Origin of the sequence: Arthrobacter sulfonylureivorans (genome assembly GCF_022637435.1) — a bacterium.
Taxonomy (GTDB): domain Bacteria; phylum Actinomycetota; class Actinomycetes; order Actinomycetales; family Micrococcaceae; genus Crystallibacter; species Crystallibacter sulfonylureivorans.
Genome location: NZ_CP093326.1, coordinates 447,969 through 474,125 on the forward strand (window position 1 = coordinate 447,969; position 26,157 = coordinate 474,125).

24 protein-coding genes are annotated in these 26,157 nt (G+C 66.4%); 8 read left to right on the plus strand and 16 right to left on the minus strand.

Annotation, left to right across the window (positions count from 1 at the left end):
• Positions 1-151: 151 nt before the first annotated feature.
• The 4 genes from MNQ99_RS02210 to MNQ99_RS02225 form a co-directional block, all read right to left on the minus strand.
• The gene (locus MNQ99_RS02210) at positions 152-577 is read right to left on the minus strand and encodes a pyridoxamine 5'-phosphate oxidase family protein (RefSeq protein WP_241914276.1); all 426 of its coding nucleotides are present in this window, start codon (positions 575-577) and stop codon (positions 152-154) included.
• 282 nt (positions 578-859) lie between these two features.
• Positions 860-2,134: an NAD(P)/FAD-dependent oxidoreductase gene (locus tag MNQ99_RS02215; protein ID WP_241914277.1), complete on the minus strand. Its 1,275-nt coding sequence runs from the start codon at positions 2,132-2,134 to the stop codon at positions 860-862.
• A gap of 18 nt (positions 2,135-2,152) precedes the next feature.
• Positions 2,153-2,479 carry a 2Fe-2S iron-sulfur cluster-binding protein gene (locus tag MNQ99_RS02220; RefSeq protein WP_127512280.1) on the minus strand — a complete coding sequence of 109 codons (327 nt, stop codon included), beginning with the start codon at positions 2,477-2,479 and terminating at the stop codon, positions 2,153-2,155.
• A 12-nt stretch (positions 2,480-2,491) separates the two neighbouring features.
• Positions 2,492-3,811, minus strand: a complete 1,320-nt coding sequence (locus MNQ99_RS02225) for a cytochrome P450 (protein WP_241914278.1) — start codon at positions 3,809-3,811, stop codon at positions 2,492-2,494.
• Between the two features lie 105 nt (positions 3,812-3,916).
• Between MNQ99_RS02225 and MNQ99_RS02230 the strand changes: the two genes are divergently transcribed.
• On the plus strand, positions 3,917-4,831 hold the full coding sequence (locus tag MNQ99_RS02230) for a LysR substrate-binding domain-containing protein (protein ID WP_241914279.1): 915 nt from the start codon (positions 3,917-3,919) through the stop codon (positions 4,829-4,831).
• Between the two features lie 4 nt (positions 4,832-4,835).
• On the opposite strand, the gene MNQ99_RS02235 is transcribed toward MNQ99_RS02230, so the two are convergent.
• Positions 4,836-6,401, minus strand: a complete 1,566-nt coding sequence (locus MNQ99_RS02235) for an APC family permease (protein ID WP_127512282.1) — start codon at positions 6,399-6,401, stop codon at positions 4,836-4,838.
• A gap of 277 nt (positions 6,402-6,678) precedes the next feature.
• On the opposite strand from MNQ99_RS02235, the gene MNQ99_RS02240 reads away from it, so the two are divergent.
• The 3 genes from MNQ99_RS02240 to MNQ99_RS02250 all read left to right on the plus strand — a co-directional run bounded on the left by MNQ99_RS02240 (position 6,679) and on the right by MNQ99_RS02250 (position 8,007).
• Positions 6,679-6,822, plus strand: a complete 144-nt coding sequence (locus tag MNQ99_RS02240; protein ID WP_164745400.1) for a hypothetical protein — start codon at positions 6,679-6,681, stop codon at positions 6,820-6,822.
• Positions 6,823-7,125: 303 nt separating this feature from the next.
• Positions 7,126-7,773, plus strand: coding sequence for a hypothetical protein (locus MNQ99_RS02245; RefSeq protein WP_241914280.1), 648 nt, complete (start codon positions 7,126-7,128; stop codon positions 7,771-7,773).
• 42 nt (positions 7,774-7,815) lie between these two features.
• On the plus strand, positions 7,816-8,007 hold the full coding sequence (locus MNQ99_RS02250) for a hypothetical protein (RefSeq protein ID WP_127512284.1): 192 nt from the start codon (positions 7,816-7,818) through the stop codon (positions 8,005-8,007).
• Between the two features lie 79 nt (positions 8,008-8,086).
• Here the strand turns inward: MNQ99_RS02250 and MNQ99_RS02255 are convergent, their stop codons facing one another.
• The 8 genes from MNQ99_RS02255 to MNQ99_RS02290 all read right to left on the minus strand — a co-directional run bounded on the left by MNQ99_RS02255 (position 8,087) and on the right by MNQ99_RS02290 (position 16,715).
• Positions 8,087-8,536, minus strand: a complete 450-nt coding sequence (locus MNQ99_RS02255; protein ID WP_127512285.1) for a hypothetical protein — start codon at positions 8,534-8,536, stop codon at positions 8,087-8,089.
• 136 nt (positions 8,537-8,672) lie between these two features.
• Positions 8,673-9,629, minus strand: a complete 957-nt coding sequence (locus tag MNQ99_RS02260; RefSeq protein WP_241915240.1) for a squalene cyclase — start codon at positions 9,627-9,629, stop codon at positions 8,673-8,675.
• 176 nt (positions 9,630-9,805) lie between these two features.
• Positions 9,806-11,416 carry a benzoylformate decarboxylase gene (gene mdlC, locus MNQ99_RS02265; protein WP_241914281.1) on the minus strand — a complete coding sequence of 537 codons (1,611 nt, stop codon included), beginning with the start codon at positions 11,414-11,416 and terminating at the stop codon, positions 9,806-9,808.
• Positions 11,404-12,480: a malate dehydrogenase gene (locus MNQ99_RS02270; protein ID WP_241914282.1), complete on the minus strand. Its 1,077-nt coding sequence runs from the start codon at positions 12,478-12,480 to the stop codon at positions 11,404-11,406. Before MNQ99_RS02270 ends, mdlC begins: the two co-directional genes overlap by 13 nt.
• A gap of 132 nt (positions 12,481-12,612) precedes the next feature.
• Positions 12,613-13,311: a dienelactone hydrolase family protein gene (locus MNQ99_RS02275; protein ID WP_241914283.1), complete on the minus strand. Its 699-nt coding sequence runs from the start codon at positions 13,309-13,311 to the stop codon at positions 12,613-12,615.
• A 108-nt stretch (positions 13,312-13,419) separates the two neighbouring features.
• Positions 13,420-13,932: a flavin reductase family protein gene (locus tag MNQ99_RS02280; RefSeq protein WP_127512290.1), complete on the minus strand. Its 513-nt coding sequence runs from the start codon at positions 13,930-13,932 to the stop codon at positions 13,420-13,422.
• A 9-nt stretch (positions 13,933-13,941) separates the two neighbouring features.
• Positions 13,942-15,264, minus strand: a complete 1,323-nt coding sequence (locus tag MNQ99_RS02285; RefSeq protein WP_241914284.1) for a flavin monoamine oxidase family protein — start codon at positions 15,262-15,264, stop codon at positions 13,942-13,944.
• 47 nt (positions 15,265-15,311) lie between these two features.
• Positions 15,312-16,715, minus strand: coding sequence for an LLM class flavin-dependent oxidoreductase (locus MNQ99_RS02290; RefSeq protein WP_127512292.1), 1,404 nt, complete (start codon positions 16,713-16,715; stop codon positions 15,312-15,314).
• 243 nt (positions 16,716-16,958) lie between these two features.
• Between MNQ99_RS02290 and MNQ99_RS02295 the strand changes: the two genes are divergently transcribed.
• The gene (locus tag MNQ99_RS02295; RefSeq protein WP_241914285.1) at positions 16,959-17,747 is read left to right on the plus strand and encodes an IclR family transcriptional regulator; all 789 of its coding nucleotides are present in this window, start codon (positions 16,959-16,961) and stop codon (positions 17,745-17,747) included.
• 14 nt (positions 17,748-17,761) lie between these two features.
• Here MNQ99_RS02295 and MNQ99_RS02300 read toward each other — a convergent pair whose 3' ends face one another.
• Positions 17,762-18,274 carry an SRPBCC family protein gene (locus MNQ99_RS02300; RefSeq protein ID WP_241914286.1) on the minus strand — a complete coding sequence of 171 codons (513 nt, stop codon included), beginning with the start codon at positions 18,272-18,274 and terminating at the stop codon, positions 17,762-17,764.
• A 270-nt stretch (positions 18,275-18,544) separates the two neighbouring features.
• Between MNQ99_RS02300 and MNQ99_RS02305 the strand changes: the two genes are divergently transcribed.
• The 3 genes from MNQ99_RS02305 to xdhC are packed head-to-tail and all read left to right on the plus strand — an operon-like array spanning position 18,545 to position 23,234.
• Entirely contained in the window at positions 18,545-20,005 is a 1,461-nt protein-coding gene (locus MNQ99_RS02305) for a xanthine dehydrogenase small subunit (protein WP_241914287.1), read from the plus strand.
• Positions 20,002-22,380: a xanthine dehydrogenase molybdopterin binding subunit gene (gene xdhB, locus MNQ99_RS02310; protein WP_241914288.1), complete on the plus strand. Its 2,379-nt coding sequence runs from the start codon at positions 20,002-20,004 to the stop codon at positions 22,378-22,380. Before MNQ99_RS02305 ends, xdhB begins: the two co-directional genes overlap by 4 nt.
• Positions 22,380-23,234 (plus strand): xanthine dehydrogenase accessory protein XdhC, encoded by an 855-nt coding sequence (xdhC, locus tag MNQ99_RS02315; protein WP_338423112.1) that lies wholly within the window; start codon positions 22,380-22,382, stop codon positions 23,232-23,234. The genes xdhB and xdhC overlap by 1 nt, the downstream gene beginning before the upstream one ends.
• 84 nt (positions 23,235-23,318) lie before the next feature.
• Here xdhC and MNQ99_RS02320 read toward each other — a convergent pair whose 3' ends face one another.
• Complete coding sequence (locus tag MNQ99_RS02320; protein WP_241914289.1) at positions 23,319-24,290, minus strand: D-2-hydroxyacid dehydrogenase; 972 nt, start codon at positions 24,288-24,290, stop codon at positions 23,319-23,321.
• 187 nt (positions 24,291-24,477) lie between these two features.
• On the minus strand, positions 24,478-26,130 hold the full coding sequence (locus MNQ99_RS02325) for a thiamine pyrophosphate-binding protein (RefSeq protein WP_241914290.1): 1,653 nt from the start codon (positions 26,128-26,130) through the stop codon (positions 24,478-24,480).
• Positions 26,131-26,157: the final 27 nt, after the last annotated feature.

Consider the following 26,157-nt stretch of genomic DNA (forward strand, 5'->3'; position numbering starts at 1 on the left):
CCCGTGCCTGCCATTGTCCCGTACGGGAGGACGCATAATTCCCGCCCCGCGGCGGTCAGAGGGCGCCGAAATGGAAGGTTTCGTCCTGACGCCCTCGGCGCTCAACGTGGCGGTTGGTGTTAGGCTGCCGCGCCGCTTAGCGTCTACGCGATTACCAGCGATCAGGGGCAGGGCCCCGGGCGAAGCGACGCCCGGTGACCTGCTCAGGGGTGATGGCCACGAAGACGTATTTCACCGTAGGAATCCACGAATGTTGCAGCAGCTTCTCTGCGGCTTCCGTCTGTGCCCCATTAGGCAGGATTTCCGCCGTGCCGTGAACAATAACGCTCCATGCGAAATCCTCGGTGAACCCGTCGGTTTCAAACGCCACGTGACGGTTGATGGTCAGGTTTACCAGCTTGCTCCCCTCCGCCGTGCAGAAAAGAACAACGCCCTCGTGTGCGAGGTAATTGATGGGAAAGATCTCGGGCACATCGCCCACAGAGACGGCAATTCGCCCCAGTTCGGACCCAGCCAGCAGGTTCCACGAGTCGGTTGAATCGAGTTCTAGAACGGGATGCTCTTGATCTGGCATCATGAGCTGCTCTTTTCAGGGAGATGCTGAGGACGGGCGTCCAATGGGTGGTGTGAACCGATGTGACCCCCGGCTCATTGTCTTCAGTAGAAGCTCGGAGGGTCGCATTCTCGCGACAGAATCCTCATCTTCCTTCGAGAACGAACCCTGTGTGGCGACCATGAGACCAGTATGCCCGGACAAGATTCAAAGATCAGCCCCTGACGTCTGCCGGGCTCCCTACTCCTGCCGCGCCGCCGGCACCGAGCTAGCCGGCAAGAGCATGGGCTCCCCGAAAGACCCGAACTACACCGCTGCGGGTTGTTGTTTGGAGTAGGTCTTGAGGTCGAAGTCTGGGTCGGCGGCCTGTTCCGGGGTGAGGGTGCGGCCGGCGGAGAGCAGGCGGCGGGCGGCCATGTGGTCGGCGGGTTGGTTGACGGATTCGACGGCGGTGAGGGTGTTGTTGCGGAAGCAGAATACGGAGAACTTCTCCTCCGCCGGGTTCCCGCGCAGTACGGTCTGGTCGCCGGGGGCTGACAGACCGGCGATCTGCAGGCGCAGGTGGCCTTGGTTGGACCAGAACCATGGCAGGTCGGCGTAGCCGCCGGTCTCGCCGCGGGGGCCGGAGCCGGGGCCTGCACCGAGGATGGCGCGGGCGGCGTGGCGGGCCTGGTCGGTGGCGTTCTGCACTGATTCCAGGCGGGTCCGGGCTCCGGCGTGGACGTTGGGGAAGGACGCGCAGTCGCCGAGAGCGAAGATGTCCGGGTCGGACGTGCGCAGGCTGCCGTCCACCACGATGCCGTTCTCCACCTCCAGGCCGGCTGCCTGGGCGAGTTCGGTGCGCGGGGTGACGCCGACCCCGACGAGCACCAGGTCCGCCGGGTAGCGTTCCCCGGTGGTGCTGACCGCGGCGGTGACGTGCCCGGCGTCGTTGCCGTCGAAGGAGGCGATGCCCTCGCCGAGCCTGAGGGTGACGCCGAGGCGTTGGTGGGCGTCGGCGAAGAAGCCGCTCGTCACCGGGGTCAGGGCGCGTCCCATCGGCCGGTCGGCGTATTCGAGCACGGTGACGTCCAGGCCGCGGGCGCGGGCGGCGGCGGCGAACTCCAGGCCGATGAAGCCGGCGCCGATGACGACGACGGAGCGCACCGCATCGAGGCGGGCGTGCAGGGCCTGGGCGTCGGTGAGGGTGCGCAGGCCGTGGATGCCGGACAGTGCGGCGCCGGGCACGGTGAGTTCGCGGTTGGCGGCGCCGGTGGCCAGCACCAGCTTCGTATAGGCCAGGGTGGTGCAGTCGTCGAGGGCGATGGTCTTGGCGTCGCGGTCGATGGAGGTGGCGCGCACGCCGAGGCGGGCATCGACGTCGTTGGTGGTGAAGAACTTTTCCGGGCGCAGCGGCAGCGGGATCGGGTCCTTGCCGGCGGCGAGGTAGTCCTTGGACAGCGGCGGGCGCTGGTACGGGTGGTGCCGCTCTTCGCCGAGCAGCGTGATGGGTCCGGTGTAGCCTTCCTTGCGCAGCGAATCCACCAGCTGGATGCCGGCCTGGCCGTTGCCAACAACAACCACATTTTCAGGAGTACTCATCGCGTTCAGCCCCTGCCCTTAGATCTGGTCGTCCGGAACGTCGACTTCGATCTGCTCCAGACCGTCGCCAACCGTGATCTGGCAACCGAGCCGGCTACGGGTCTCGTCGCGCGGGCCGGCGGTGCACTCAAGCATCTCTTCCTCATCCTCGCCGATCTCCGGCAGCGCGTCGAGGTATTCGGGCCGCACGTAGACGTGGCAGGTGGCGCACATCGCCTGGCCGCCGCATTCGCCGACAATCCCGTCCACGCCGTTGGTGACCGCGGCCCGCATGAGCGAGGTTCCGGGGTCCACGTCCAAGACGTCAACGTTGCCGTCGGAGTGGTGGAAACTGATCTTTGCCATGGTTCTTCTTTCCTAGTTCCAGGTAACGGGAAGGCTGGTGATGCCGCGGAAGACCCAGCCGTCCCAAGTCTCGGTCCGGGTCTCGTCGGTGCGCAGTCCGGGGAAGCGCTGATAAGCCAGGGGGACGGCGATCTGGCCGATGGAGGTCTTCGCGGCCCAGTGCCCGGCGCACAGATGCACGCCGCTGCCGAAGGCAAGATGGGATGTTTTGGGCCGGAAGATGTCGAATTCGCCGGCCGTGGGGCCGAAATGGTCCACGTCCCGGTTGGCGGATGCCACAACGACGCCGATGCCCGCGCCCGCCGGCAGGCGCACTCCGCCGAGCGTGGTCTCCTGGGTGGTCTCCCGCGGGTACATGCCGATGGGGGAGAGCCACCGGACGGTTTCGTCGAACACGGCCGGCCAGAGGGCATCGTCATGGAGCACCTTGTCGAGCTGTTCGGTATGCCGGCTCAGTGCCCACACGATGTTGGTGACCATGTGCTGCGGCTCGTTCATGCCGCCGGAGATGGTGAGCTTGACGTTGGCGGCAACGTTGTCGAACGGCAGTCCGCTGTTGGCCAGGGCAGACGTCATCGACGCGTTGGGATGCTGCTGATAGAACGGGATGAGCTCGTCCAGGATCGCGTCCAGCTCGGCCCGCGACGCCTCACAGCGATCCCAGATGGCCTGGTCGTCGAGTACGTTCCCGGCGCCGGCGATGAAGTCGTGCGACCAGCGGCGCATCTGCTCCACCCTGACATCTTTCAGCCCGAGTAGGTCGATCAGGTTCTGCGAGGCCACGGGGGCGGCGTAATCACGGTTGAGATCCGCTTGGCCGGGGCCCTTTTCCTCGAGGACGTCGAGGTACGTCCGGGCGTTGCGTTCGAAGACCGGAGCCCAGGCTTCCTTGATGTTCTTGGGCCGCAGTACCGGGTTGATGGCAGCCCTGTCAGCGGCATGGTCCGGGTCGTCCTTGCGCAGCATTGGCTGGGCTCCGAGTGCACGGTTCATGGTTGCGCCGCTGACGTTGGCACTGAAAATTTCCTGATCCAATTCCACCGCGTGGCAGCCGGCGTAGCTTGTGACGAGGAACTTTTTGAGCGCCGGAACCCAAGCGACCGGAGCCTCCCGCCGCAGGCGCTCATAGGTCGGATAGGGGTCGGATATCAGCGCCGCGGGATCAACCCAGTCGGCTACAGGATAGGGAACCCTAGCTGCTGACTCCTTAGCCGGCAGGGCTGCGGGCGCCATGGCCTGGGTACCTAGGTTTTCCGACGGCGTCATGACGCTGGCGCTATCGGAGTCTCCTCCGAAGCCGAACGGGCAGCGGCCTTCGACGGTGGCAGACATGTGTCCTCCTGGAATCAAACAAGACTAGTGAGACCAGTGTCACCCGCCAGCTTCTCCTAGTAAACTGTGGATATTCGTACAACTTCTTCGATTCTGTAGGTTTAGATGCCCAAGTTCACCTTGCGTCAGTTGGAACTCTTCGCCGCGCTGCCCGACCATCCCACGCTGAGCTCTGCGGCATCGGCGCTGCATATTTCCGAGTCGGCGCTCTCTCATGCTCTGAGTGAGCTGGAGGCGGCCGTGGGGGAGCAGTTGTGCGTACGGCGCAAAGCCCGGGGCATGCGGCTGACTCAGGCCGGACAATATCTTGCCGGCAGGGCGCGGACCATCTTGAAAGAAACCGACGGGCTGGTCAGCGAATTGGCCGGTGTCGGAGGAGTGCTGAGGGGGCCGGTGGCACTGGGCTGCTACATCGGTCTGGCCAGCAATGTCCTGCCATCGGTGCTGGAGGGCTTCGGCAAGCTGCAGCCAGGCGTGGACATTGGCATTACCGTAGGCGATCACGGGGACCTGCTGCCCCGGCTGGAGACCGGTGCCCTGGACGCGGCCATCGTGTACGACATCGGCCTGCCGGCGGGGTTGCAGCGCCAGGCGATCTATCAAACAGAAGTGATGGCCGTACTGGCCGAGTCGCATCCGCTGGCCGCCAAGCCGGAACTCGACCTGGCCGATTTGGCGCCCGAACCGCTCATCATGCTGGAATCGGTCCCCAGCACCGGCTACACCCAACTCATGTTCGCCGAACGAGGTCTCACCCCGACGCTGGCGGCCCAGGTGCCGCAGATCGACCTGGTCCGGGCACTGGTGGGCCGCGGCCTGGGATACAGCCTGCTGATGTCCAGGCCCAACCAAGTCCCGGTCACCACCGAAGGCCTCCCCATCGTTTCCCGGCCGCTGCTGCCGCGGGCAGGAGGAACTTCGGTCGTCGCAGTGTGGCCCAACGGGATGGCCCTGAGTGCGCGGGCGCAGGCGGTGATGGACTACGCCTCTGAAGTGCTGGAAGGCATCGTCACCGCTTGACCGGCTACTGCTCCGGGGGGCGCCGGTGTTCCTTTCGTTCACGGACGCGCTGCTCGTGCTCCAGCCGGTGATGTTCCTCGCGCTCGTGTTCCACAGGGATCAGCTCCGGATGGTTCAGCCGCGAATGCTGGCGGCCGTACAGGAAGTAGATGGCCAGGCCGATGACCAGCCAAACCGCAAAGCGCAGCCAAGTGAGCGTGGTCAGGTTCAGCATCAGCCAGAAACACAGCACCGCGGCCAGGATCGGCACCACCGGCGAGCCCGGCACGCGGTAGGCGCGCGGCAAGTCCGGCCGCTTCTTCCTCAGCACAACGACGCCGATGCTCACCAGAATGAAGGCGGAGAGGGTGCCGATGTTGATCATCTCTTCCAGCACGTCCACGTTGGTGAAGCCGGCGACCAAGGCCACCAGTGCTCCAGACAGGATTTGCACCCGGGCCGGGGTTTTTTGATGCTCGGTGGTGTGGCTCAGCCAGCGCGGCAGCAGGCCGTCGCGGCTCATCGCGAAGGCAACCCGGGCGAGGCCCATCAGCAGGACCATGATGACAGTGGTGAGCCCGATCAGGATGCCAACCGAGATGACCTGCGCGGCCCAGTCTGCCCCGACGTCGATGAACGCGGTGGCCAGGGAGGCCTCATCAGCCTCGGCCAGATCCTTATAGGAAACCATTCCGGTCAGGGCCAGGGCTACCAGGATGTACAGGACGGTCACGATGGCCAGGCCGCCGAAGATGCCCCGCGGAAGCGTCTTCTGCGGGTTGCGCACCTCTTCCGCGCTGGTGGCCACGACGTCGAAACCGATAAAGGCGAAGAACACCAGCGCCGCGCCTGCCAGAATGCCCAGTACACCGTACTGCTGAGGCTCAGCACCGCTGAGGAAGGAGAACAACGACTGGGTCCAGACGCTTCCCCCGGTGCTCGCGGTGGGAACCGGATCCGGTACGAACGGCGTGTAGTTCTCCGCCCGCACGTACGTGAAGCCGATGACGATCACGAACAGGACAATGGCCACTTTGATGATGGTAAAAACGTTGTTCACCCGGGCCGATAGTTCGGTGCCGAGCACCAAAAGGGTGGTGAAGATGGCAACGATCAGCAGCGGGCCCCAGGTTAGCTCCAGGCCGAAAATACTGACCGTGGAGGGGACATCCATGTCGAAGAGCAGGAAAACATTGCTGAGATAAATCCCCCAGTACTTGGCGATGACCGCCCCTGCCGTGAACAGCTCCAAGATCAGGTCCCACCCGATGATCCACGCCAGCAACTCGCCCAAGGTCGCGTAAGTGTAGGTATAGGCGCTGCCTGCCACCGGGATGGCTGAAGCGAACTCGGCATAGCACATGATGGCCAGCGCGCAGGTGACGGCCGCCAGCACGAAGGACAAGGTCACGGCCGGGCCGGCAAAGCTGCCGGCAGCCTTCGCCCCCACGGAGAAGATACCGGCCCCGACGGCAACCGCCACGCCGAGGATCATGAGGTCGAAGGTGCTCAGCGTGCGTTTAAGTTGCCGTCCTGGCTCCTCTGAATCCGCCATGGACTGTTCGATTGACTTGGTCCGAAAGAGGCTCATGGGACCAGTATTCTCAGGATGGCCTGTTACGGATAGCTTTTATTTGGCCAATGTGGGCGAACAGCCCGCAGATCGCGTCCTACCGCAAGGCTAAGCCAAGAAGCTTAGGCCACCGCAAGGATACTGCGGGCCACCGCTTTTCTCTTCGATCGCCGATCGGGTCCCCTGCTGGTTACGCTCCCAGACAGATCGCCGTCATTCGTTCCCGTGTGCGGAATCAGAGGGAGGCATCGCGTGTCTAGGATTCGGCCGGCCCATCCGCACGTAGGCTCGATTCATGGAGAAGAGTCGCATCGTCGAGCTGGAAGGGCAGACCTCGATCAACGACTTGCTGGACGAGCCGGTCGGAACTACTCACATCCAGCTGGCCCTGCCTATCTACGTCCAGCACCGCCCGGGATGCATCCGACGTCTGACCTAAAGACGAAGTCAGCATGGCTGCTCTCATTGAGGAAGTTATTGCTTCGCAACATCGGAACTCTCGCGCGCCAGCCGACCCGCGGTTAGCCTGAGACAAACCTTGCCACGAAGCCAAATACGCGGTGAGGCGGCAAATACCCCTTCAGACAGGGACGTGATGCGCACTTTGACTAGACTGGCAGCCGGTGCTGCGGTAGTCCTGACGCTGGCAGGCTGCACCAGCGGGCCAAACTCGGCGTCATCCGATTCGGAGGTCTCGGCGGGAAGACACGACGCACCCGCCGGCGATTCCAAGAAGTTGCCCGTGCAATCATCCAACAAGCAGTTGCTGGCGGAAGAGGGCGATTTCAAGTTCTACTCCTTGGTGCCAGTGGCGGGCAGCGCCGAGAGCAGCGGCGGCAGCCTGTGCGTCGTCATCCAGAAGGGGACGCAGGAAGCTGTTGGATGCAGCGGGCCCACCCCCTACATGGGCTGGGAGGTCGACGGAAATCCCGGCCTTCTGGAAGCGAAGCTGGTATTCGATGGCTACAACGCTGGCAAGGAAGTGGCCGAAGGTTGGCGCTACCTGCACAAGAACCTGCTGGTGCGCGGCCAGAATGATCCGCAACCCCGGATGGCGGTCCTCGACGCTCCGGAAGAACCGTCCGACACTTTGACCGCCGACGCCAAGCATCTATTCGGCGTCAAGGCAGACAGTGCACGGCTGCTGGTCAAGGACGACGACCGTGCGTTCTATGCCGCAATACCGAACGATCCCGATAAAGGCGATATCTGTGTCGTCGTCGAGAACCTGAAAGCCGACACGGCTTCTGCGGGCTGTGGCGACCTTCCCAGTGTCGAACTGGGCGCCGCTGGCGTGAAAGCGAAGCTGGTTGTCGATGACTACGACGCCAGCAAGGAATTGGCGGAAGGCTGGCGCCAGCTGCACGAGAACCTGCTGGTGACTCCCTGATCAGCTCCGCCCATACCCTCAGCTCAACGACAGGAGACAGACGTGGAATTCGCCATCATCATTGCGATCCTTCTTGCGGCGTGCATCGCCTGGGTGGTTCTGGGTGCCCGCGCTGACCGCCGACGCGCAAAGGGTGCCCGGGGTCCCGTGAACACGGAGGCGGCCAGCACGGCAGGCTTTGGCGCCACCGTCTACGGAGGAGACGGCGGTGGCGGCGGCGGCGACTGCGGCTGACAGAACGAAGCAGCCCTCGGTTTTTTCCGATGAGCACGATGAGCTGCATGCAAACCGATTGGATCGTGGTCGGACGCGGCTAGTCGATGAAGGCGGCCTTCGAGCTGTACTCCTGATAGAGCCTGGCCGCATCGCCCAGCGGCAGCTCGCCGTACTTCAAGGCGGTCAGCAGCCCGTCGAGCTGCGCGCTGGCCGATTCTGCCGTTGAGATCTGCTCTGCGCTGTTGCGTGAGTTGGCAAGGCTGGACGCTATTGCAGCGACCAGGGAGAGGATCGAAGCAAGGATGCAGATGACCTGCCAGACGACCGAAGGGCTGGACAGCGAAAAAATGCCAGCCACGGCTGCGTTGAAACTGTCCTGACCGAAACCGGGCCCGGCCGTCAACGCGGCGACGACGGCGCTGGCGACGATGCTGACGGTGGTCAAACGGTTGCGTCGGGGACGCGCGTGGCGGAGAAAGGCCCTGATGTCATCACGCCGCTCGTCGATTTGCCGAGTCAGGTCCTGGCGGTTCTGTGCGTCATCCATGATGTCCTCGTCCCTGCCGGTAGATCTGCGGCTGCCTTCCGAGAGGTATCGCTGCACGGTATATCAGAATCTCCGGTACGGCCATCCTGTTGGTCTGCCCGGGCGATGTTTTGCTGAGGGTTGGCCGGCTCCATTTCTACGCCGACATCTGAGCAGGTTGGTCCCACCACGCCAAAACGCGGGTGCCGTAGAACGTGAGCCATTTGGACGGCTCGCCGGGCGGCACGTCGACCTCGAACCAGACGCGTCCGGGGTGGCGGCGTTCCTGCAGCCACGTCCCGTCGGGCCGGCGGGCGGAGCGGATCACTTCCACTGGATCGGCCAGCCGGGGGTCGGGTGCGCCGCCGTCGTGCAAGTTGGAAGACCTGAAATAGTCCACTGCGTGCAGTGCGCTGTGGATGAACCGGAACGGGTAGGCGAAGTGGGTGGCCCACGGCCCGACGAGTTCTCCGGTGGACTTGGTGTAGAGCAGGCGGCGTTCCAGCAGGTACTCCTCGCCTGTGTGGCGGGCGGCGCGGAGTTCGTCGGATCCGCCGGTGGCGGACTCGTAATACAGCAGGCCCTTCAGCGTGTTGAGCGTGGAGTGGAACGAGGAGCGAGTGGAGCCCTCGACCCACTCGCAGTTCCAGCCGCCGTCAGGCAATTGGTGCTCAAGGAACCAGGCGGCGATTCCGCTGACATCGGCTCCGAGCCAGGCGCCGTTGGCGAGCGTGAACGCGTTGATGCAGCAGTCCACTTCGCCGTCCCAGTATGGCAAGTTGTCATACTCCCAGCGGCTGTTGGCGGCGAGCCGTTCGGCGGTGCCGTCGAGCGCGGCCGCATCGAGCCCCCAATCGCGCAGCGTGTTCAGTGTCCAGGTGGTGGCCGTCCACGGCTGCCCGGCGTCCTCGGCTGCTTCCGGGCCCTGAAAGTCGAAGTCGGCCGGGAAGTAGGCGCCGCCGGCCCACTGGCCGTCGGCGTCCTGATGCGCCAGCAGCTGCGCCCCGAATCCCTCGGTGGCCACGCGGGCCCTGGTTGCCATCCACTGCTCGGGCGGCGCGTGGGCGAGGTCCCGTTCGACCTGCCAGCGCAGGGCCGGGTCGGAGTTGCGCATCCAGTCGAGTGGCACCGTCTCGGGGTCCAGGGGGAACAGAGTAGCGGCCGCCCGGACCGAACAACACCGACCGTGAGCGGTGGGCGGCAGAAATGGTGGGGAAACCACAAGGACGACGTCGGCACCCGGGTGGGCACCGACGTCGTCCTCTCAAGCGCGCAAGGCGCTGTCAGGGATCAGCCGCCGACGACTTGCGCGTCGATGAGCACCGGACCGGTGCCTTGCAGCGCCTTCTGGTAGGCCGCGTCGAACTCCTCGCGGGTGCTGGTCCGCTGGGCGGGCACTCCGTAGCCCTCGGCGATGGAGACGAAATCGATGCCGCCGAGCTTGAGGCCGGGCACGTCCGGCACACCCATCCGCTGGGCGAAGCCGGCGAGGGCGCCGTAGCTGGAGTTGTTGACGATGACGAACACCGTCCGGGTCTGCCGCTGGGCCGCGGTGTAGAGCGCGGTGATGCCGTAGTTCGCGGAGCCGTCGCCGACGGTCGCCACGACGGTCTTTCCGGGATCGCCGAGGGACATGCCGACCGCCACCGGCAGGCCGAAGCCCAGACCGCCCGAGGCCGGGAAGTTGTACATGCCCGGGCGGTCGATGGCGATGCGCTCGAGGTAGTCCAGATCCAGCGTGGTGGTCTCATTGACGTAGGCGACCGTGTCATTGACGTGGGTATTGAGTACTTCAAGGATTTCGGTGCCGGTCATGCCGTCCGGCGAGGTCTTGGCCGCCGGCAGCTCCCGGCTGCCGGGGTCGCCGCGCCGCTGGCCCCGGTCCCTCACGCCCTGGGCCAGGGTCTTCGCCGCGCCTGCCACGTCGGCGACGACGGACCGGCCGAACGGCGCGCGGGTCGCCTCGCGGGGGTCCTGGGTCAGCTGGATGACTTGGGTCCCGGCCTCAAGGTAGTTGCTCGGCTCCCAGCGGTGATACCGGAAGACGGCGGCACCGAGGACCAGTACAACGTCGTGGCCGGCGAGGCGGTCGCGCACCGACTGGATGCCCGGGACGATGACGCCCTCGAAGTTCGGGTGGGTGGTGGGGAAGGGGCCGCGCGAGGGCGAGGGCGCGACGAAGACGGAGGCGCCGGTTTTCTCCGCCAGTGACACGACGGCGTCGAACACGCTGGGATCGTCGACGGCGGCGGCGTCCACTTGCGGGCCGACAACGAGTGCGAGCCTTTTCGCGCCGTCGACTGCCGCGATGAGTTCCCGCGCCAGGGCATCGGTGAGGCCGCCTGCGGTGACCACCGATCGCTCGGTGAGCAGGGCGTCGTCGTCGAGGGCGGGTTCAGCCCAGTCATCGAGCGGGACCGAAACGTAGACCGGCCCGCGCGGCTGGGCGGAGGTCTCGAACACGGCCTGGGAGAGCGTGCGCGGCACGTCCGCGGCGGCCAGCGGCTCGTGCGAGTACTTGACCAGTGGTGCCGGCAGCATCGAGGCGTCTGCGCTGGCCAGCATCGTCTCCTGGCCAACGGTGCGGCGGACCTGCTGACCGGCCAGGATGACCATCGGGATGTGGCCGTAGTGGGCGTTGGTCAGCGCGCCCATAGCGTTGCCCGACCCGGAGGCGGCGTGGAGGTTCACCAGGGCCGGCCTGCCGGTGGCTCGCGCATAGCCCTCGGCCATCCCCACCACCACCTGCTCGTGCAGGCCCAGGATGAAGTCGAATTCTTCGGTCAGGCCGGCCAGGAAGGGGAGCTCGTTGGACCCGGGGTTGCCGAAGATGGTGGTCATCCCGTGCGCACGGAACACATCCAAGGTCGTCTCCAGTACCGTCTTCTTTATGCTCGCCACTGGTCTGCCTTCCTAGTCTTTTCGTTGGTTGCGGTTACTGCGTTGGCCGGGCCGGGGCGGCCCGGCTCTTGAGGAAGCTCCTGCGAAAGATTGAGGGCGGCTGCCTCACGCACAGACGCTGCAGCTTTGACCAGGGCAGCCTGCTCCTCGGGGGAACCCTGCCAATCGGTCCTTTTGACCTTGCCGGAGCCCATTGTGACCGGCAGAGCGATGAAGGCCTCCTCAAGCCCTTGAGCTCCCGCGGTCCATGCGGCTGCGGGAAAGGTTTCGCCGCGGGCCATCATGGAGATCATGCGGACCACACCGAGCGGGGTGGTCCAGCCCGAACTCCGGCCCGGCTCTAGGGCAGACCAGCGTTGAAACCAGCCATCGATGTCCTCGCGGATCTGTTCCTGCTGGGAAGCGGTCAAGGTGACCGGTGCGCCGTCGATGAGCACCGAACTGAAGCACGGCACCTGTCCCTTGCCATGCTCTCCCAGGACCTGGGCGCGGACTCGATGCGGTTCTACTCCGATTTCCCTGGCTACTGCGGCCTGGAACCGCACCGAGTCGTTGATGCTGTAACCCAGGATCCGGTCTGGGGCTATGTCGGTGATCCGGTGCAGGCACTCGGCGAGGACGTCGACTGGGTTGGATAGCAGCAGGACTATGCCGTCGTTGCCAGACAGCTTCTCAATCGTGGGGGCCAGCAGCCTGAGTAACCGCAGATTTGCGGCCAAGAAGTCGCGCCGGTCCCCACCTGGCACTTCCGGGGCAGACGCGGCCACGATGACCACGTCAACTTCGTCCCAGGAGTCCGTAGCTGATGGATCAACAACGCTCAGTCGGGGTGCCCTGACGCCGGCCAGGATCTGGGCCTCGGAAATGTCGATGGCATGGGCTCGCGCGACGTTCTCTTTCACATCAACCAGATGGATCGTGTTGCCCACGCCGGCCAGTGCGAGTTGGTACACCACGCCCGACCCGATGAGCCCGGCAGCACCGATCACGGCGATGCTGCGGGGCCACGCCTGACCGTCGTCCGGGCTCTGCTCGACGCCCGCCGGATTGGTTTCAGCTGTCACGGGCTCTTCTTCCGTCTCAGGGAACTGATCGTCGCTACCCAGGGTCTTGTGCAGCATACCCACGTCCGAGCCACGCAAGGACGACGTCGGCGCTCGGGTAAGCACCGACGTCGTACCTTTCGGTCGGGGAGACTACTTCACCTTGTCCTTGAGGAACTGCACCGCGCGGCTCCAGGCCAGCTTGGCCGCCTCAGGCCGGTAGTTGCCCTGCGGGTTTTCGTCATTGTGGAAGGCGTGCGGGGCGTCATAGAAGTAGTAGTTCACTTCCGCGCCGGATTCGCGGCGGATCTGCTCCTCCTGCGCCTTGGCCTTCTCCGCCGGGTACGAGGTGTCCCGCTCGCCGTAGTGGCCCTGGATGGCTGCGCGGACACCTTCATAAGACTTGGGAACGGCCTGACCCACGCCGTAGAACGGAACGGCGGCGCTGATCCGTTCGCCTTGCTGCGCGGCCAGCGCGAGCACAAAACCGCCGCCCATGCAGAAGCCGATGGTGCCCACGGTGGAACTGGTGACCGCCTCGTGGGCCAGCAGGTAGTCCACGGCGCCGGCCAGCAGGCGCGCGCCTTCCGCCTCGGGCAGCTTGGACATCATCTGCCCCGCTTCCTTGCCGTCGTGGGCGATGCGCCCGCCGAACAGGTCCGGAGCCAGCGCCACGAAGCCTTCGGCCGCCAAACGGTCAGCCACGTCGCGGATGTGGTCCACTAGACCCCACCACTCCTGGATGACAATGACGCCGGGGCCGGACCCGGACTCCGGCAGGGCCAGATAACCGTGGGCCTCGCCGCCTGCGGACTCGAAGGTGACATTCTGAAAGGTCGGGTTTTCGGCCAAAGTCCTACTCCTGATCGCTCGGGGCATACGGCATCAGTCTAGGGACAGGCGCCGGAGTTGTCTCGCGGCCGACTCCGCATTGCGGGTCCGTCAGGTTGCGGTCCGGCCTCAGGCCGCGGTGCTTTCGCGGAAGCCGCCGAGCCGGCCGCCGTGGAAAACCAGCGGGTCGCCGTCGTCGGCCGCCATCTCCAGGACTTTGGCGATGATCAGGACGTGGTCGCCGCCGTCGAGCTCCTGCTGGATGGTGCAATCGATCCAGCCCAGGGAGCCGGCGATGTGCGGGGTGCCGTACGCGGAGTGTTTCCACTCGATGGCCGCGAACTTGTCCTCGGCCTTGCCCGCGAGTGCCCTGCAGACCGGCTGCTGTCCGTCGGCGAGCAGATTGACGCTGAACATGACGGTGCGGCGGATCTTCGGCCAACTGGTGGACGTGCGGGCGATGCTGAAGGTGACCAGCGCCGGGTCCAGCGAGAGGGCCTGGAATGTTCCCACGATCAAACCGCAGGGTCTGCCGGTGGCCTGATCCGCGGAGCAGATCGCTGCGACGCCGGTGGGGAAGTGGCGCATAACGGCGCGGTATTGATCGGGCTGGATTGCCGGGGTGACGGCCGCGAGGCTCATGGCTCTTCCTTAGCTCGTGGGGGCGAGTTCGGCGGTGGTTGTGGTGATGCTGGCCTGGACGTCCCGCGCCGCGCGCAGGCCGCTTTCGATGGCGCCGTCGATGAAGCCGGCCCAGATGTTGGCGTAGTCGCTGCTGGCGAAATACAGCACGCCGGTGTTTTCCTGCTGGGCGGTGAGATACCGGGTCAGCTGGCCCGGCTGCTGGATCAGCCAGGTTTCCTGCGAGTACTGGTCCGCCATCCAGTCGTGGCCGGTGGTCTCCAGGACTTCGAGGTCATTGCGCCACACCTTCAGCGCGCTGCGGACGGCCTGGATGTCGTTGACGTCGAGCCGTGTGGCGTCGGCGCCGAAAGCGACCAGCACTGCGTCGGTTTCGCTGATGAATTCCGTGCGAACCACCGAGAGCGGGTGGTGCTGGGAGGAGTAGGCGAAGAATGGTTTGATCGGGCCGCGGACCCGGATCCAGGCTTTGACTCCCTGCGACGCGGTCTTCTCGATGCTCGGCCGGATCTTGCCGTCCGGCAGGGCGGGTGCCACGTCGAGCTGGTGCAGGGTGTTCTGCGGGACGGTGAGGACGACTCGGGATGCCGAGATGCTGCGCCCGGCACCGTAGCTGACCAGGGCGGACTCGGCGTCGTGCTCTATCGAGAAGACGGGGGAGTCGAGCCGGATATCGGCGCCCGAGTCGCGGGCAATGGCGTCGACCAGGCTGCGGGTGCCGCCGGCGAGGCGGAAGATGGCCGACGCCTCGTGCATGAGATGCCAGGAACCGGCCGTAGCGGCCGTCCAGCGGAGGGCGTTGGTATAGGCGCACCTTTCCAGCGGGGCGTTGAAGTGGCCAACCCAGGCCGCTTCGTTGGCATTGCGCTCATCCACCGAGAGATCCAGCTGGTCGAGCATCTCCTGCAGGTTGAACTGGTCGACCTCCTCGATCCCGGGCGCCGTCAGCGGCATGTCCGGGCGTGGGATCCACTTCATGGTGTCTTCGAGCAGGCGGGTCATGCCCGGGTCGATGAGCTTCATGAAGTCCTCAAGGTTGCCGCGACGCACCTGGCTGCCTGCCAACCAAAAGGTCTCCTCGGAGCGGGGGCCGCGGGTCACCTCCAGGCCGTAGCGGGTGACCTCGGCCCAGGAATGCGGCTGCGTCCAGTGCAGCCAGGTGCCGCCCATCTCCAGGTCGTGGCCAAGCCGGTGGTCGGTCCAGGTGCGGCCGCCGATCCGGTCCCGGGCCTCCAAGACCACGACGTTCAGGCCCTGGCGCGTTAGTTCGCGGGCCGTGATCAGTCCGGCGAATCCGGCGCCGACAACGACGACATCGGTTGTTTCAGTCATCTGTGGTTCTCCTGCTTGGTCTGTTTGTGGGTCGTGCCGGGGCCGGATTAGGAGGCGATCGCGACGGCGGCGCCCGCGCGATGTCCGGTGGCCGGATGTCCCGGAAGTGTGTACTGATGCCCGGGGCCGTACAGCTTTTCGCGCAGCGTCAGCGGCGCGTCGGTGGACTCGGGAGCTTCTGCGGCGAGCCCCTGGCGGCGCAGTTCGGGCAGGGCGTGCTCGATGAAGCGTTTCCAGCTGTCGGGCTTGGTGGCGTAGCTGAGGTTGATTCCGTCCACGTCCGCTTCGTCGCGCCAGCGCCTGATTTCGGCGGCGACAGTACCGGGCGAGCCCACAATGGTGCTTCCGGTGCCGCCGATCCCGAGGAACTCGGCGACGGCGCGCGGTGTCCACTCGCGGTCCGGGTCGGCCTTGGAGAACATGTCCACGATCGACTGCACGCCGCGTGTCTTGACGTGCTGCAGCGGCGCGTCGAGATCGGCGGCTGACAGGTCGATGCCGGTCCAGCCGGCGAATCGGGCCAGGGCACCCTCGACGCTGACGTTGGCGCGGGCCTGTTGGTGCAGGGCCTCGGCCTCTGCATCGGTCGGCGCGACGATGACCGTCAGCAGGACCACCACCTTGATGTCGTAGGGGTCGCGGCCGTTTTCGACGGCGGCCTGCCGGATCTTCTCGACGCTGCGGCGGGCTTGTTCCACCGAGACGGCGTTGATAAACACGGCCTCGGCGTGGCGCCCTGCGAAGGCCATCCCACGCGGTGAGGAGCCGGCTTGGAACAGCACGGGAGTTCTTTGCGGGGAAGGTTCGCACAGATGGATGCCCGGGACGGTGAAGTACTTGCCGCTGTGCTCGATCGGGTGGACGCGGGCCGGATCGACGAAGGTGGCGCCCTTTTGGTCACGCACGACGGCGCCGGGCTCCCATGACTGCTCCCACAGCTTGTACAGGACCTCCATGTACTCTTCGGCCAGTTCGTAGCGCTCATCGTGCTCAAGCTGCTGCGACATCCCCACGTTGCGGGCCGCGGACTCCGAATATGAAGTGACGATATTCCAGCCCACGCGTCCGCCGGTCAGATGGTCCAGTGTGCTGAAGCGCCGCGCCATCAGGTACGGCGGCTCGTAGGTCAGCGAGGACGTGACGCCGAAGGTGAGCCTCTCGGTCACGGCCGCCATCCCGCTGATCAGCAGCATTGGATCGTTGACGGGGAACTGTGCAGCATCGCGCAGTGCCGCGTCCGGCCGGCCTTCGTAGACGTCGTGGTAACCGATGGTGTCGGCGAGGAAGATCCCGTCGAACCCAGCGGTTTCGAGCATCCGGGCAAGGTCCTTCCAGTACGACAAGTCCTTGTAGCGGTGACCCTGGTCCGCCTCGTGGCGCCACGAGCCCGCGGTCAGATGAGCCGGGGAGTTGGTATCGAAGGCGAAGAGGCTCAGGGGTTGGTCTTTCATAGCAGCGACACTTCCTTGCACCGTTGGAAAGAGGAGAGCTTTATGTTCAATTTGTGAACGTGACGTTCAATTTAGCGATGGGTGAGGGTAGTGTCAATGGTGTTGGCTCATGTTGTCTGCCAAGGCCGAGGTCGCCGGTCGAACACGACGTTCGGTAGGTGAACGTGGAGCTGCCTCTTCCCGACATAGGGTAGTAGTGACCGCCACAACACGGGCCCGCACGGCCGAGAGGAATGCATGACCATGCCGGAGACAGATTCGGTCGCAGAGGGCGCTGAGATGCCGGACCTCACCAATAAGTCCGTCGTCAAAGCCATGACGTTGCTGCGCGAGCTGGGCCGCCACCCCCAGGGGATCACTGTCACCGAACTGGCGCAGAACGTAGGCCTGACGCGTCCCACGGCCTTCCGCCTGCTGTTGAGCATGGAGCAGGTCGGGTTCGTCGACCGGTCCGACAACAACTACACGCTCGGCTGGGAAATGGCGCGGCTCGGCCGGCTCGCCGACCCGACGGCTGGCGTGGGCGCGAAGGTCCAGCCGATCCTTGAGCGGTTCGCCCAGGAGATTAACGAAACCGTCACCTTCGCACTGAACAAAAGCGCCACGGAGTACGACCTCATAGCCGAGGCCTCGGCGTCGAGGATACTCAGCGTTTCGCAGCTGTATGTGCATCGCCAGTACCCGCTGTATGCGAGTGCGACAGGCAAAATCCTGCTAGCTGATCTGGACGACGAGAAGATCATCCAGTTGCTGCCCGAAACGCTGACCCCGATCACTCGGCGAACCATCACCGACCGCGGTGTCCTGCTGCAGGAGATCCACGAGGTCCGGCGGAACGGGTATTCCGTCCTGGACAACGAACTCGAGGAAGGCCTGTTTGCCGTAGCGGTCGCCGTCCGGGATGCCGATGGATTCCTCCTCGGCGGACTCACCGCGACGGGGCCGGACCAGCGGATGAAGTCCGGCCGCCTGCCCAGCATCGTGGAGCACCTGCACACTACAGCCGAGAAGATCGCCAAGGCCCTCGGCTAGCCCCGAGGGCGGGACTAGCTGGCGCTGGCTTCTTGCTCCACATGGGCGGCGAGGTTCGCCAGCGACGAAGCCAGTCCGGCTTCATGATCTGCAGGGGAAATTCCTGGCGGAACATGGGTGGCGGCAACGCTCACCAGTGTTCCCTCCGGGTGCGGCTGCAGCTCCCACGTCATGATCATCGTTCCGGCGAAGCCGGCGTCGTCGGACGTGAATCTGACCTGCTGCACGATGTTCTGGTCCGGGACCAGGCCAACGAATTCGACGTTGGTGACGTCCGTCGTGTCGGAGGTCTTGCCGTTGCCCGAGGCGTCCAGGTAGGTCAGGACCATGCGGAAACCTCCGCCGACCCCCGGCGTGAACTGCTCCACGCGGCCCGCCATACCCTCCGGAGGCAACCACTTTTCGAGGCTTTCGGGGTCGGTCAGGGCCCCGTAGATCGTTGACGGCGGCGCGCTGATCAGCAGGCTTCCCCGATCGACCCTGTGCGCGTTCTCGTCCATGATCCTGCCTTCGCTGGATAGTCCCATCTGGGCGCGTCTTTCGGCTTCGACGGTAACAGCTGTTCCCAGGTCTTCACGAGGCAAATCCGCTGAAGCTTGTGGCGCGACGGCAACGGCCCACGCCTGGCGGCAGCCGGCGGAAGCAGGCGCCTCGCCGTCGTGCTCTGAAGCAAGTGTTTCCGGGCAGCCATTCCAATGCAGGTGTTCACGTTTTATCATGAGGCAGTTACTGCGACGAGCCGACCGGAGATTGCTGAGATCCAGCCCCATGTTCCGACGGCGGAGGAGCGTGAGGCAATGGAGCCGCATCAGGTGAAGGTCAACGGCGTGCCGCGGGTGTTGGCCGCCGGGCCGCAGGTCAGCTTGCTTGACTGGCTGCGTGGCCAGGGCCTGACCGGGGCCAAGGAAGGCTGCGCGGAAGGGGAATGCGGCGCCTGCGCCGTTTTGGTGGCGCGCGCCGATGGTCCGGACCGCACCCGCTGGACCGCGGTCAATTCCTGCCTGCCGCCGGCGCTGGCTTTCGACGGCGGGGAAGTTGTCACGTCCGAAGGGCTCGGACGCGCCCCGGGCGCCTGCACTGCCGAGGAGCTCCACCCGGTCCAGCGCGAAGTGGCGGACCGCGGCGGCTCCCAGTGCGGCTACTGCACGCCTGGCTTTGTCTGCGCCATGGCGGCCGAGTACTACCGTCCCGAACGGCGGCCCGCCGCCGCCGGCGAGCCTGCTCCCGACCACGGCCCCAACGGGTTCGACCTGCATGCGCTGAGCGGAAACCTGTGCCGCTGCACCGGCTACCGACCCATCCGCGACGCCGCGTATGCCCTAGGTGCGCCGGCGGACGGGGATCAGTTGGCCGCCCGGCGGGAGGCGCCGGCGCCGGCCCTCCGGTTGACCCGTTTCGTCTCCGAGCGGGCGGAATTTATCCGTCCCGGGACGCTGCAGGAACTCCTGGATCGGTTGGAGCAGGAGCCCGACGCCGTCCTCGTGGCGGGGGCCACCGACGTCGGGGTTGAACGGAACCTGCGGCACAGCCGCCCGCGGTTGGTCCTGGCCATCGACCGGATGGAGGAACTGCGGCGCCTGGACGTGGGAACCGACCACGTGGATATCGGGGCTGCCCTCACGCTCACCGAGGTGGAGCAGGGACTGGGCGGGCGGGTGCCGCTGCTGAACAAACTCTTCCCGCAGTTCGCTTCCCGGCTGATCCGGAACAGCGCCACGCTCGGGGGAAACCTCGGGACCGGATCTCCCATCGGCGACGCCGCGCCGGTCCTGCTGGCCCTCGACGCCACCCTGGTGCTGACCTCAAGACGCGGCGACCGGCCAGTGGCGCTCGCCGACTACTTCACCGGTTACCGCCGGAGCGTCCGGGAACCGGACGAGATTATCCGCGCCGTTCGGCTGCCGCTGCCGCTGGCCCCAAGCACCGCCTTCCACAAGGTGGCCAAGCGGCGCTTCGACGACATCTCCTCCGTGGCGGTCGCCTTCGCGGCCCGGTTCGACGGCGCCGTGCTGACCGATCTGAAGATTGGACTGGGCGGCGTGGCCGCGACGCCGCTGCGAGCCCGGGCCGCCGAGGACGCGCTGACCGGCACGGAACTGACCGCGGAGAGCGCGGCGGAAGCTGCCGGCATCCTGGCAGGCGAAGGCACACCGATGGACGACCACCGGGCCAGCGCCCGCTACCGCACCGCGATGCTGGAGCAGGCGATGCTGCGCTTCTACGCCGAGAGCGCCCCGGAGCTGGAGGTGATCCGGTGAGCGCGCTTGCCGACCGGCCAGCCAATCCCGCCGTGGGACAGACGGTGTCACACGAGAGCGCGGCGCTGCATGTGACCGGAACCGCCCTGTACACGGACGACCTGGTCGGCCGCATGCGCGGATGCCTGCATGCGTGGCCCGTGCAGGCACCCCACGCCCACGCCTACGTGACGGCGTTGCACACCGAGCCGGCGTCGGCCATTCCGGGTGTGGTCCGGGTCCTGACGGCCGCTGACGTGCCCGGAGTCAACGACGCCGGCGCCAAGGACGACGAACCGCTCTTTCCCCGCGAAGTGATGTACCACGGCCACGCCGTCTGCTGGGTGCTGGGCGAAACCGCCGAGGCCGCGCGGCTGGGGGCAGCGGCCGTGGAGGTCGACTACGAAGAACTGCCGTCGCTGCTGACCCTCACCGAGGCCATCGACGCCGCCAGCTACCAGGGACACCAGCCGGTGGTTGCCCGCGGCGACGCCGAGTCCGGGCTGCAGCGCGCGCCGCGCCGGTTCAGCGGAACGTTCGAGTTCGGCGGCCAAGAGCACTTCTATCTGGAGACCCACGCCTCGCTGGCCCACGTTGACGAGTCCGGGCAGGTCTTCGTGCAGTCTTCCACCCAGCACCCCTCGGAGACCCAGGAGATCGTCGCCCACGTGCTGGGCCTGTCCAACAGCGAGGTCACCGTCCAGTGCCTGCGGATGGGCGGCGGGTTCGGCGGCAAGGAAATGCAGCCGCACGGGCTGGCTGCCGTCGCCGCGCTCGGCGCGGTGCTCACCGGGCGGCCAGTCCGGCTGCGGCTGAACCGCACCCAGGACATGACCCTGACCGGCAAGCGGCATCCGATGTGCGCCAGCTGGGAAGTGGGGTTCGACGACGACGGGCGCCTGCTCGCGCTGCGCGCCACCATCACGTCCGACGGCGGGTGGAGCCTGGATCTCTCCGAGCCCGTCCTGGCTCGCGCCCTCTGCCACATCGACAACGCCTATTTCATCCCCGACGTTGAGGTCCACGGCCGGATCGCCAAGACCAACAAGACCTCGCAGACGGCGTTCCGCGGGTTCGGCGGCCCGCAGGGCATGCTGGTCATCGAGGACATCCTGGGTCGCTGCGCTCCGGCACTGGGCATCGATCCGGCCGAGCTGCGCCGCCGCAATTTGTACGCACCGGGCCAGAGCACTCCATACGGCCAGCCGGTCCGGCACGCCGAACGGCTGCATGACATCTGGGCACAGCTGTCATCGCGGGCGGACGTCGAGCGGCGCCGGGCAGCGGTGGAGCACTTCAACGCCACCCACGAGCACAGCAAACGCGGGCTGGCAATGACGCCGGTGAAGTTCGGCATCTCCTTCAACTTCACCGCCTTCAACCAGGCCGGAGCGCTGGTGCACGTCTACAAGGACGGTTCGGTGCTGGTCAACCACGGCGGCACGGAGATGGGCCAGGGCCTGCATACCAAGATGCGCCAGGTGGCCGCCACCGCCCTGGGCGTGCCGCTGGACTTCGTGCGGCTGGCCCCGACGCGGACGGACAAGGTGCCCAATACGTCGGCCACGGCAGCGAGTTCGGGCGCCGATCTCAACGGCGGGGCGGTGAAGCACGCCTGCGAGCAGATCCGCGAGCAACTGGCCGAAGTAGCGGCTCGCAAGCTGGACACCCAGCCCTACAACGTGCGCTTCGTCGACGGCCGCGTGACCAGCCTGGGCTCAACCGAGAGCCTGTCCTTTGCCGAGCTGGTGCACACGGCGTACTTCCAGCGCACACCGCTCTTCGCCGCCGGCTTCTACCGGACCGAGGGCATCCATTGGGACGCCGCAAATATGCAGGGGGAGCCCTTCAAGTACTTCTCCTACGGCGCCGCGGTCTCCGAGGTGGAGGTGGACGGCTTCACCGGCGCCTACCGGTTCCTGCGCACCGACATAGTGCACGACGTCGGCGACAGCCTGTCCCCGCTGATCGACCTGGGCCAGATCGAAGGCGGCTTCGTCCAGGGCACCGGCTGGCTGACCCTGGAGGAACTGCGCTGGGACACGTCTGCCGGGCCCGGCCGGGGCCGGCTGGAAACGCAGGCCGCCAGCACGTACAAGATCCCCAGCTTCTCCGAGATGCCCGAGGAGTTCAACGTCCACCTGTACGAGCGGGCCACCGAAAGCGGTGTGGTGTACGGGTCCAAGGCGGTGGGGGAGCCGCCGTTGATGCTTGCCTTCAGCGTGCGCGAAGCCCTGCGCGCAGCCGCTGCTGCCTTCGGGCCGGCAGGCCGTCCGCTCGAACTGCCCAGCCCGGCGACGCCGGAAGCCGTGTTTTGGGCTGTCCAGGACGCCCGGGCTGCCGCCGGAGGGCGCGCAGTACCCGCGACGACGCCGGCCGCATCGGGAGCGGGCTGATGATGGACTGGCTCTCTGCAGTGCAGAATCTGCGCGACGACGGACGCCCCGGCGTGCTCGCCACCGTGGTCTCCGTGCGGGGCCATGCACCGCGGGAGGCCGGCGCCAAGATGGTCATCGCCGCCGACGGCCTGTGGGACAGCATCGGCGGCGGCAACCTTGAGGCCGAGGTGATCGATCGTGCCCGCCGCATGATTGACGAGGCGTCCGGCGCGCCCGAAACCCTGACATTTGCCCTCAACGAGCACGCGGCAAACCAGCACGGACGCCAGTGCTGCGGCGGCGAGGTTCAGGTCCTCCTGGAGCCGCTGCGCAATGATCCTGTAGTGGCGATCTTCGGCGTCGGGCACGTGGGGTTCGAGTTGGCCCGGATTCTCTCCCGGCTGCGCCTGCGCCTGTACCTGATCGACAGCCGGACCGGGCAGCTCGATCTGCTCCGGCTGGCCGACGTGACCGCCGGCAGCGCCACCGTCACGGTCCACCACACGCCGGCACCGGAGACAGTGCTGCAGGCGTTGCCGGCCGGTTCGCATGTCTACATCATGACTCATGACCACGCCGAGGATTTCCTGCTGTGCGACGCCGCGCTGCGCCGCGGCGGATTGGACGTTGGCCTGATCGGCTCGACGGCTAAGTGGGCTCGGTTCCGCCAGCGGCTGCGCGTGGAAGGGCATGAGGACGTCGACTCCATCCGCTGCCCGATTGGCCTGCCCGGCATCGGCGGCAAGGCCCCGGCCGCCATCGCCGTCGCGGTCGCCGCGGAACTGCTTGGCACGATGGGCGGCGCGGTGTCGGGAACCTCCGGACCAGAATCCTCAGAGCGGCGGGTTACTGCTCCTCCGAATGCCGGCTGAACCCGAGTACTTCGCCGCGGGTGCCGTCCATCCAGATGCTCTGGCAGGCGGCAGCCATCTCGGTCGTCGTCGCTGTAACCAGGGTTAGGACGGTGCGGCGAAGCCCAGCTTTTTGTCGATCACGTTCTCCAGCGGCTGCTGCCGGACGTAGCGGCCGAAGTTGTCCGCGAACTGGCCGGCGAGCTGCGGCAGCCAGCCCCGGGCGTCGCCGCTCAGGTGCGGGGAGATGATCACGTTGTCCATCGTCCACAACGGGTGGTCGGCCGGCAGCGGCTCGACTTCAAACACGTCCAGGGCCGCGCCGGCGATGGCGCCAGCCTGAAGCGACTCCACCAACGCCTCGGTATCCACGCTGGCGCCGCGGCCCACGTTGATCAGCCGGGCGGTGGGTTTCATGGCCTTCAGCACGGGCGCGTCGACCAGATGCCGGGTCTGCTCGGTCAGCGGGGCCGCCACCACCACCCAGTCAAAACCATCGACGACGGCGGCCAGCTCCGATGATGCGTAGACGTCGCCGAAATCCGCATCACCGCTGCGTGCCGTGCGCCCGGCCCCGGCGACGAGCAGGCCCACGGCTTTGAGGACGCGGGCGATTTCACGGCCGATGGCTCCGGTGCCAACGATCAGCGCACGGCTGGATTCCAGCCGCTCGGTCTCCCTATGCTGCCAGGTCCGCTCCCGCTGCAGGGACAGCAGGCCGGGCAGGTTCTTGGCGAAGGCCAGCATCCCGGTGAGTACGAATTCTGCCATCGGCCGGTCGAAGATGCCGCGGGCATTGGTCACCACCACGCCGGATTCCCGCAGGTCTTCAAACAGGAGCTTGTCGACGCCGGCGGCGGCCACATGGAGCCACTCCAGCGAGCTGGCGGCATGCCAGGCATCCTCCAGCGCGGAGGAAAAGAAGTCCCAGAGCAACAGTACGTGCGCCCCCTGGAGCGCCTCGGCCAGTTGGTCCGCGGTGGCATACCGTACCTCGGCGACAGCCTCCACGTCCGCCATGCCCGGCGGGAGATTGTCCTTGTACAGGACGGCGACCACCGGCTTGTCGGCAGCCATCAGGCGCTCTCCGCAGCACTGGGCTCAAGGGCTTCGCGTTGCAGTAAGGTCTCCCGCATCTCAGCCATCATCCATCTTTCCGTTGCCGCGCTGCCTTGGCCCCGGTGGCCGTGACCATCCTAGAGGAGTCAGCGGTTCCGTTGTGGCCGGGGGCGCCGCCTCGAGGCCCGCCGGAGCGGCGCCCCGGCTACTGCTTCTTCAAGGTCGCTTCGATGATCTCCAGGATGTACGGGGCCACAACGCCCCCGGAGACCCGGAGGTCGGCGACGAAGGTGCCGCTGGCGCCGCCGTCGACCCATGCCTGTACAGCAGCCAGGTCGTCAAGTGTCTGGATGACGGCGGACTGGGCGCCGAAGGATGCGCCGGCCAAAGCAAAATCCACTTGGTTGATTCGCATGATCTCCTGGTCCAGGCCCTGCGACCCGTACTGGTGTACCTCGGCGCCGTAGGCGGCGTCGTTGAAGACCAGCACGACGGCGCTGCGGGCTGTTCGGATGAGCGAATCCAGGTCCGGCAAAGCCATGAGGCCTCCGCCGTCCCCGGTCACGGCGACAACCGTAGCGTCCGGCCGGGCGACGGCGGCGCCGACGGCGGACGGCAGGCCAAGACCGATGGACTGGTAAGCGGTGCCGACCAGCGTGATGCTGTCGGCGGCAGGCAGGTCAAAATAGGTGTTGGCCCATCCGATGAAGTGGCCGCCGTCGGAGGCGACAACCCGGTTTGTCGGCAGGATATCGTTCAGCTGCCGCATCGCACTACGCGGGTCCAACCGGCCGTCCGGCGCAGCCACCTCGCCTGGCTCCCGGTCGAAGTGGTGCCGGCTGTTCTTCGCTTCGGACACGGTTCCCTGCCAAGGCTCACGGGACGAAACCGGCTCTCCGAGCGCCTCGGCCAGCGCCTTGACGGCCAGCAGCGCATCGCCGCGGACAAAATCCGTCACGAGCGGGTTCGTGCGAGCTTCGGCGATGTCCACCTGAATGATCGCTGCATCCGGAGCGAACGCATGCCCGAAAGCAGTCGTGAACTGGTTCAGTCCTGCCCCCACCACCAAGACGGCGTCGGCCTGCTTGATGAGGGAGCCGGATGCTTCCGACGCGAAGCCTCCGGCTCCGCCCAAGTCCCACGGCTGTCCGGCGAACAAGCCGCGGGCGGGAGCCGTGGAGGCAGTCAGCGCGCGCAGCTTGCCGACCAGACCGTGCAACTCGGCCGCCGCCGCTTTGGCACCGCGGCCGGCAAGAACCAGGGGGCGCCGGGCGGAGGTCAACACGGCGGCAGCACGCGCCACGGCCTCTGGCTCCGGTGCCAGCGGCGCCGGCAGGGCCGGGAGATCGGGGATGGCCTCCGACTCGACCGCCTGAGGTGCCAGATCGTAGGGAATGGCCAGGACAACAGGCGTCCGGTGGGCCAGCGCATGGTGGATGGCCTCAACGGTTACCTTCCCTGCAGAGGAGGCATCCACGGTGAAGGTAGGAACTCCAACGGCGGCCGCAATCGCGGCCTGGTCCACATCCCAGGCTCGCGGGCCCGGCGTCGGTGCATCCCCGGTGACCAGAACCAGGGGGGTGCGGGCCTGGGCCGCCTCGGCCAACGGGGTGATGGCATTGGTGAACCCTGGGCCGTAGGTGGTTGTGGCCACTGCGAGTTTGCCCGACACCCGGTGGTACGCATCGGCGGCTGCCACCGTCCCCGCCTCATGCCGGACCGCCGTGACTTCCACCTGAGTCTTGGCTAGCGCGTCAAGGAACCAGGCGTTGCCATTGCCCATGAGTGCGAAAGCATGTGAAACATGCTTGGCCACGGACTGGGCCACCAAGCCGGAAACAGTGGTTTTCAAGGTCATTCCTCTACGAGAAGGCGCAGGAAGTCG

Coding starts and splice junctions, on each gene's coding strand:
- MNQ99_RS02235 (WP_127512282.1), bottom strand. CDS start 6,401: ATGAGCCTCTTTCGGACCAAGTCAATCGAACAGTCCATGGCGGATTCA.
- MNQ99_RS02285 (WP_241914284.1), bottom strand. CDS start 15,264: ATGACTGAAACAACCGATGTCGTCGTTGTCGGCGCCGGATTCGCCGGA.
- xdhC (WP_338423112.1), top strand. CDS start 22,380: ATGATGGACTGGCTCTCTGCAGTGCAGAATCTGCGCGACGACGGACGC.
- MNQ99_RS02210 (WP_241914276.1), bottom strand. CDS start 577: ATGATGCCAGATCAAGAGCATCCCGTTCTAGAACTCGATTCAACCGAC.
- MNQ99_RS02215 (WP_241914277.1), bottom strand. CDS start 2,134: ATGAGTACTCCTGAAAATGTGGTTGTTGTTGGCAACGGCCAGGCCGGC.
- MNQ99_RS02240 (WP_164745400.1), top strand. CDS start 6,679: ATGGAGAAGAGTCGCATCGTCGAGCTGGAAGGGCAGACCTCGATCAAC.
- MNQ99_RS02230 (WP_241914279.1), top strand. CDS start 3,917: ATGCCCAAGTTCACCTTGCGTCAGTTGGAACTCTTCGCCGCGCTGCCC.
- MNQ99_RS02295 (WP_241914285.1), top strand. CDS start 16,959: ATGCCGGAGACAGATTCGGTCGCAGAGGGCGCTGAGATGCCGGACCTC.
- MNQ99_RS02260 (WP_241915240.1), bottom strand. CDS start 9,629: ATGCGCAACTCCGACCCGGCCCTGCGCTGGCAGGTCGAACGGGACCTC.
- MNQ99_RS02225 (WP_241914278.1), bottom strand. CDS start 3,811: ATGTCTGCCACCGTCGAAGGCCGCTGCCCGTTCGGCTTCGGAGGAGAC.
- MNQ99_RS02305 (WP_241914287.1), top strand. CDS start 18,545: ATGGAGCCGCATCAGGTGAAGGTCAACGGCGTGCCGCGGGTGTTGGCC.
- MNQ99_RS02255 (WP_127512285.1), bottom strand. CDS start 8,536: ATGGATGACGCACAGAACCGCCAGGACCTGACTCGGCAAATCGACGAG.
- MNQ99_RS02320 (WP_241914289.1), bottom strand. CDS start 24,290: ATGGCTGCCGACAAGCCGGTGGTCGCCGTCCTGTACAAGGACAATCTC.
- MNQ99_RS02300 (WP_241914286.1), bottom strand. CDS start 18,274: ATGGGACTATCCAGCGAAGGCAGGATCATGGACGAGAACGCGCACAGG.
- MNQ99_RS02280 (WP_127512290.1), bottom strand. CDS start 13,932: ATGAGCCTCGCGGCCGTCACCCCGGCAATCCAGCCCGATCAATACCGC.
- MNQ99_RS02325 (WP_241914290.1), bottom strand. CDS start 26,130: ATGACCTTGAAAACCACTGTTTCCGGCTTGGTGGCCCAGTCCGTGGCC.
- MNQ99_RS02220 (WP_127512280.1), bottom strand. CDS start 2,479: ATGGCAAAGATCAGTTTCCACCACTCCGACGGCAACGTTGACGTCTTG.
- MNQ99_RS02290 (WP_127512292.1), bottom strand. CDS start 16,715: ATGAAAGACCAACCCCTGAGCCTCTTCGCCTTCGATACCAACTCCCCG.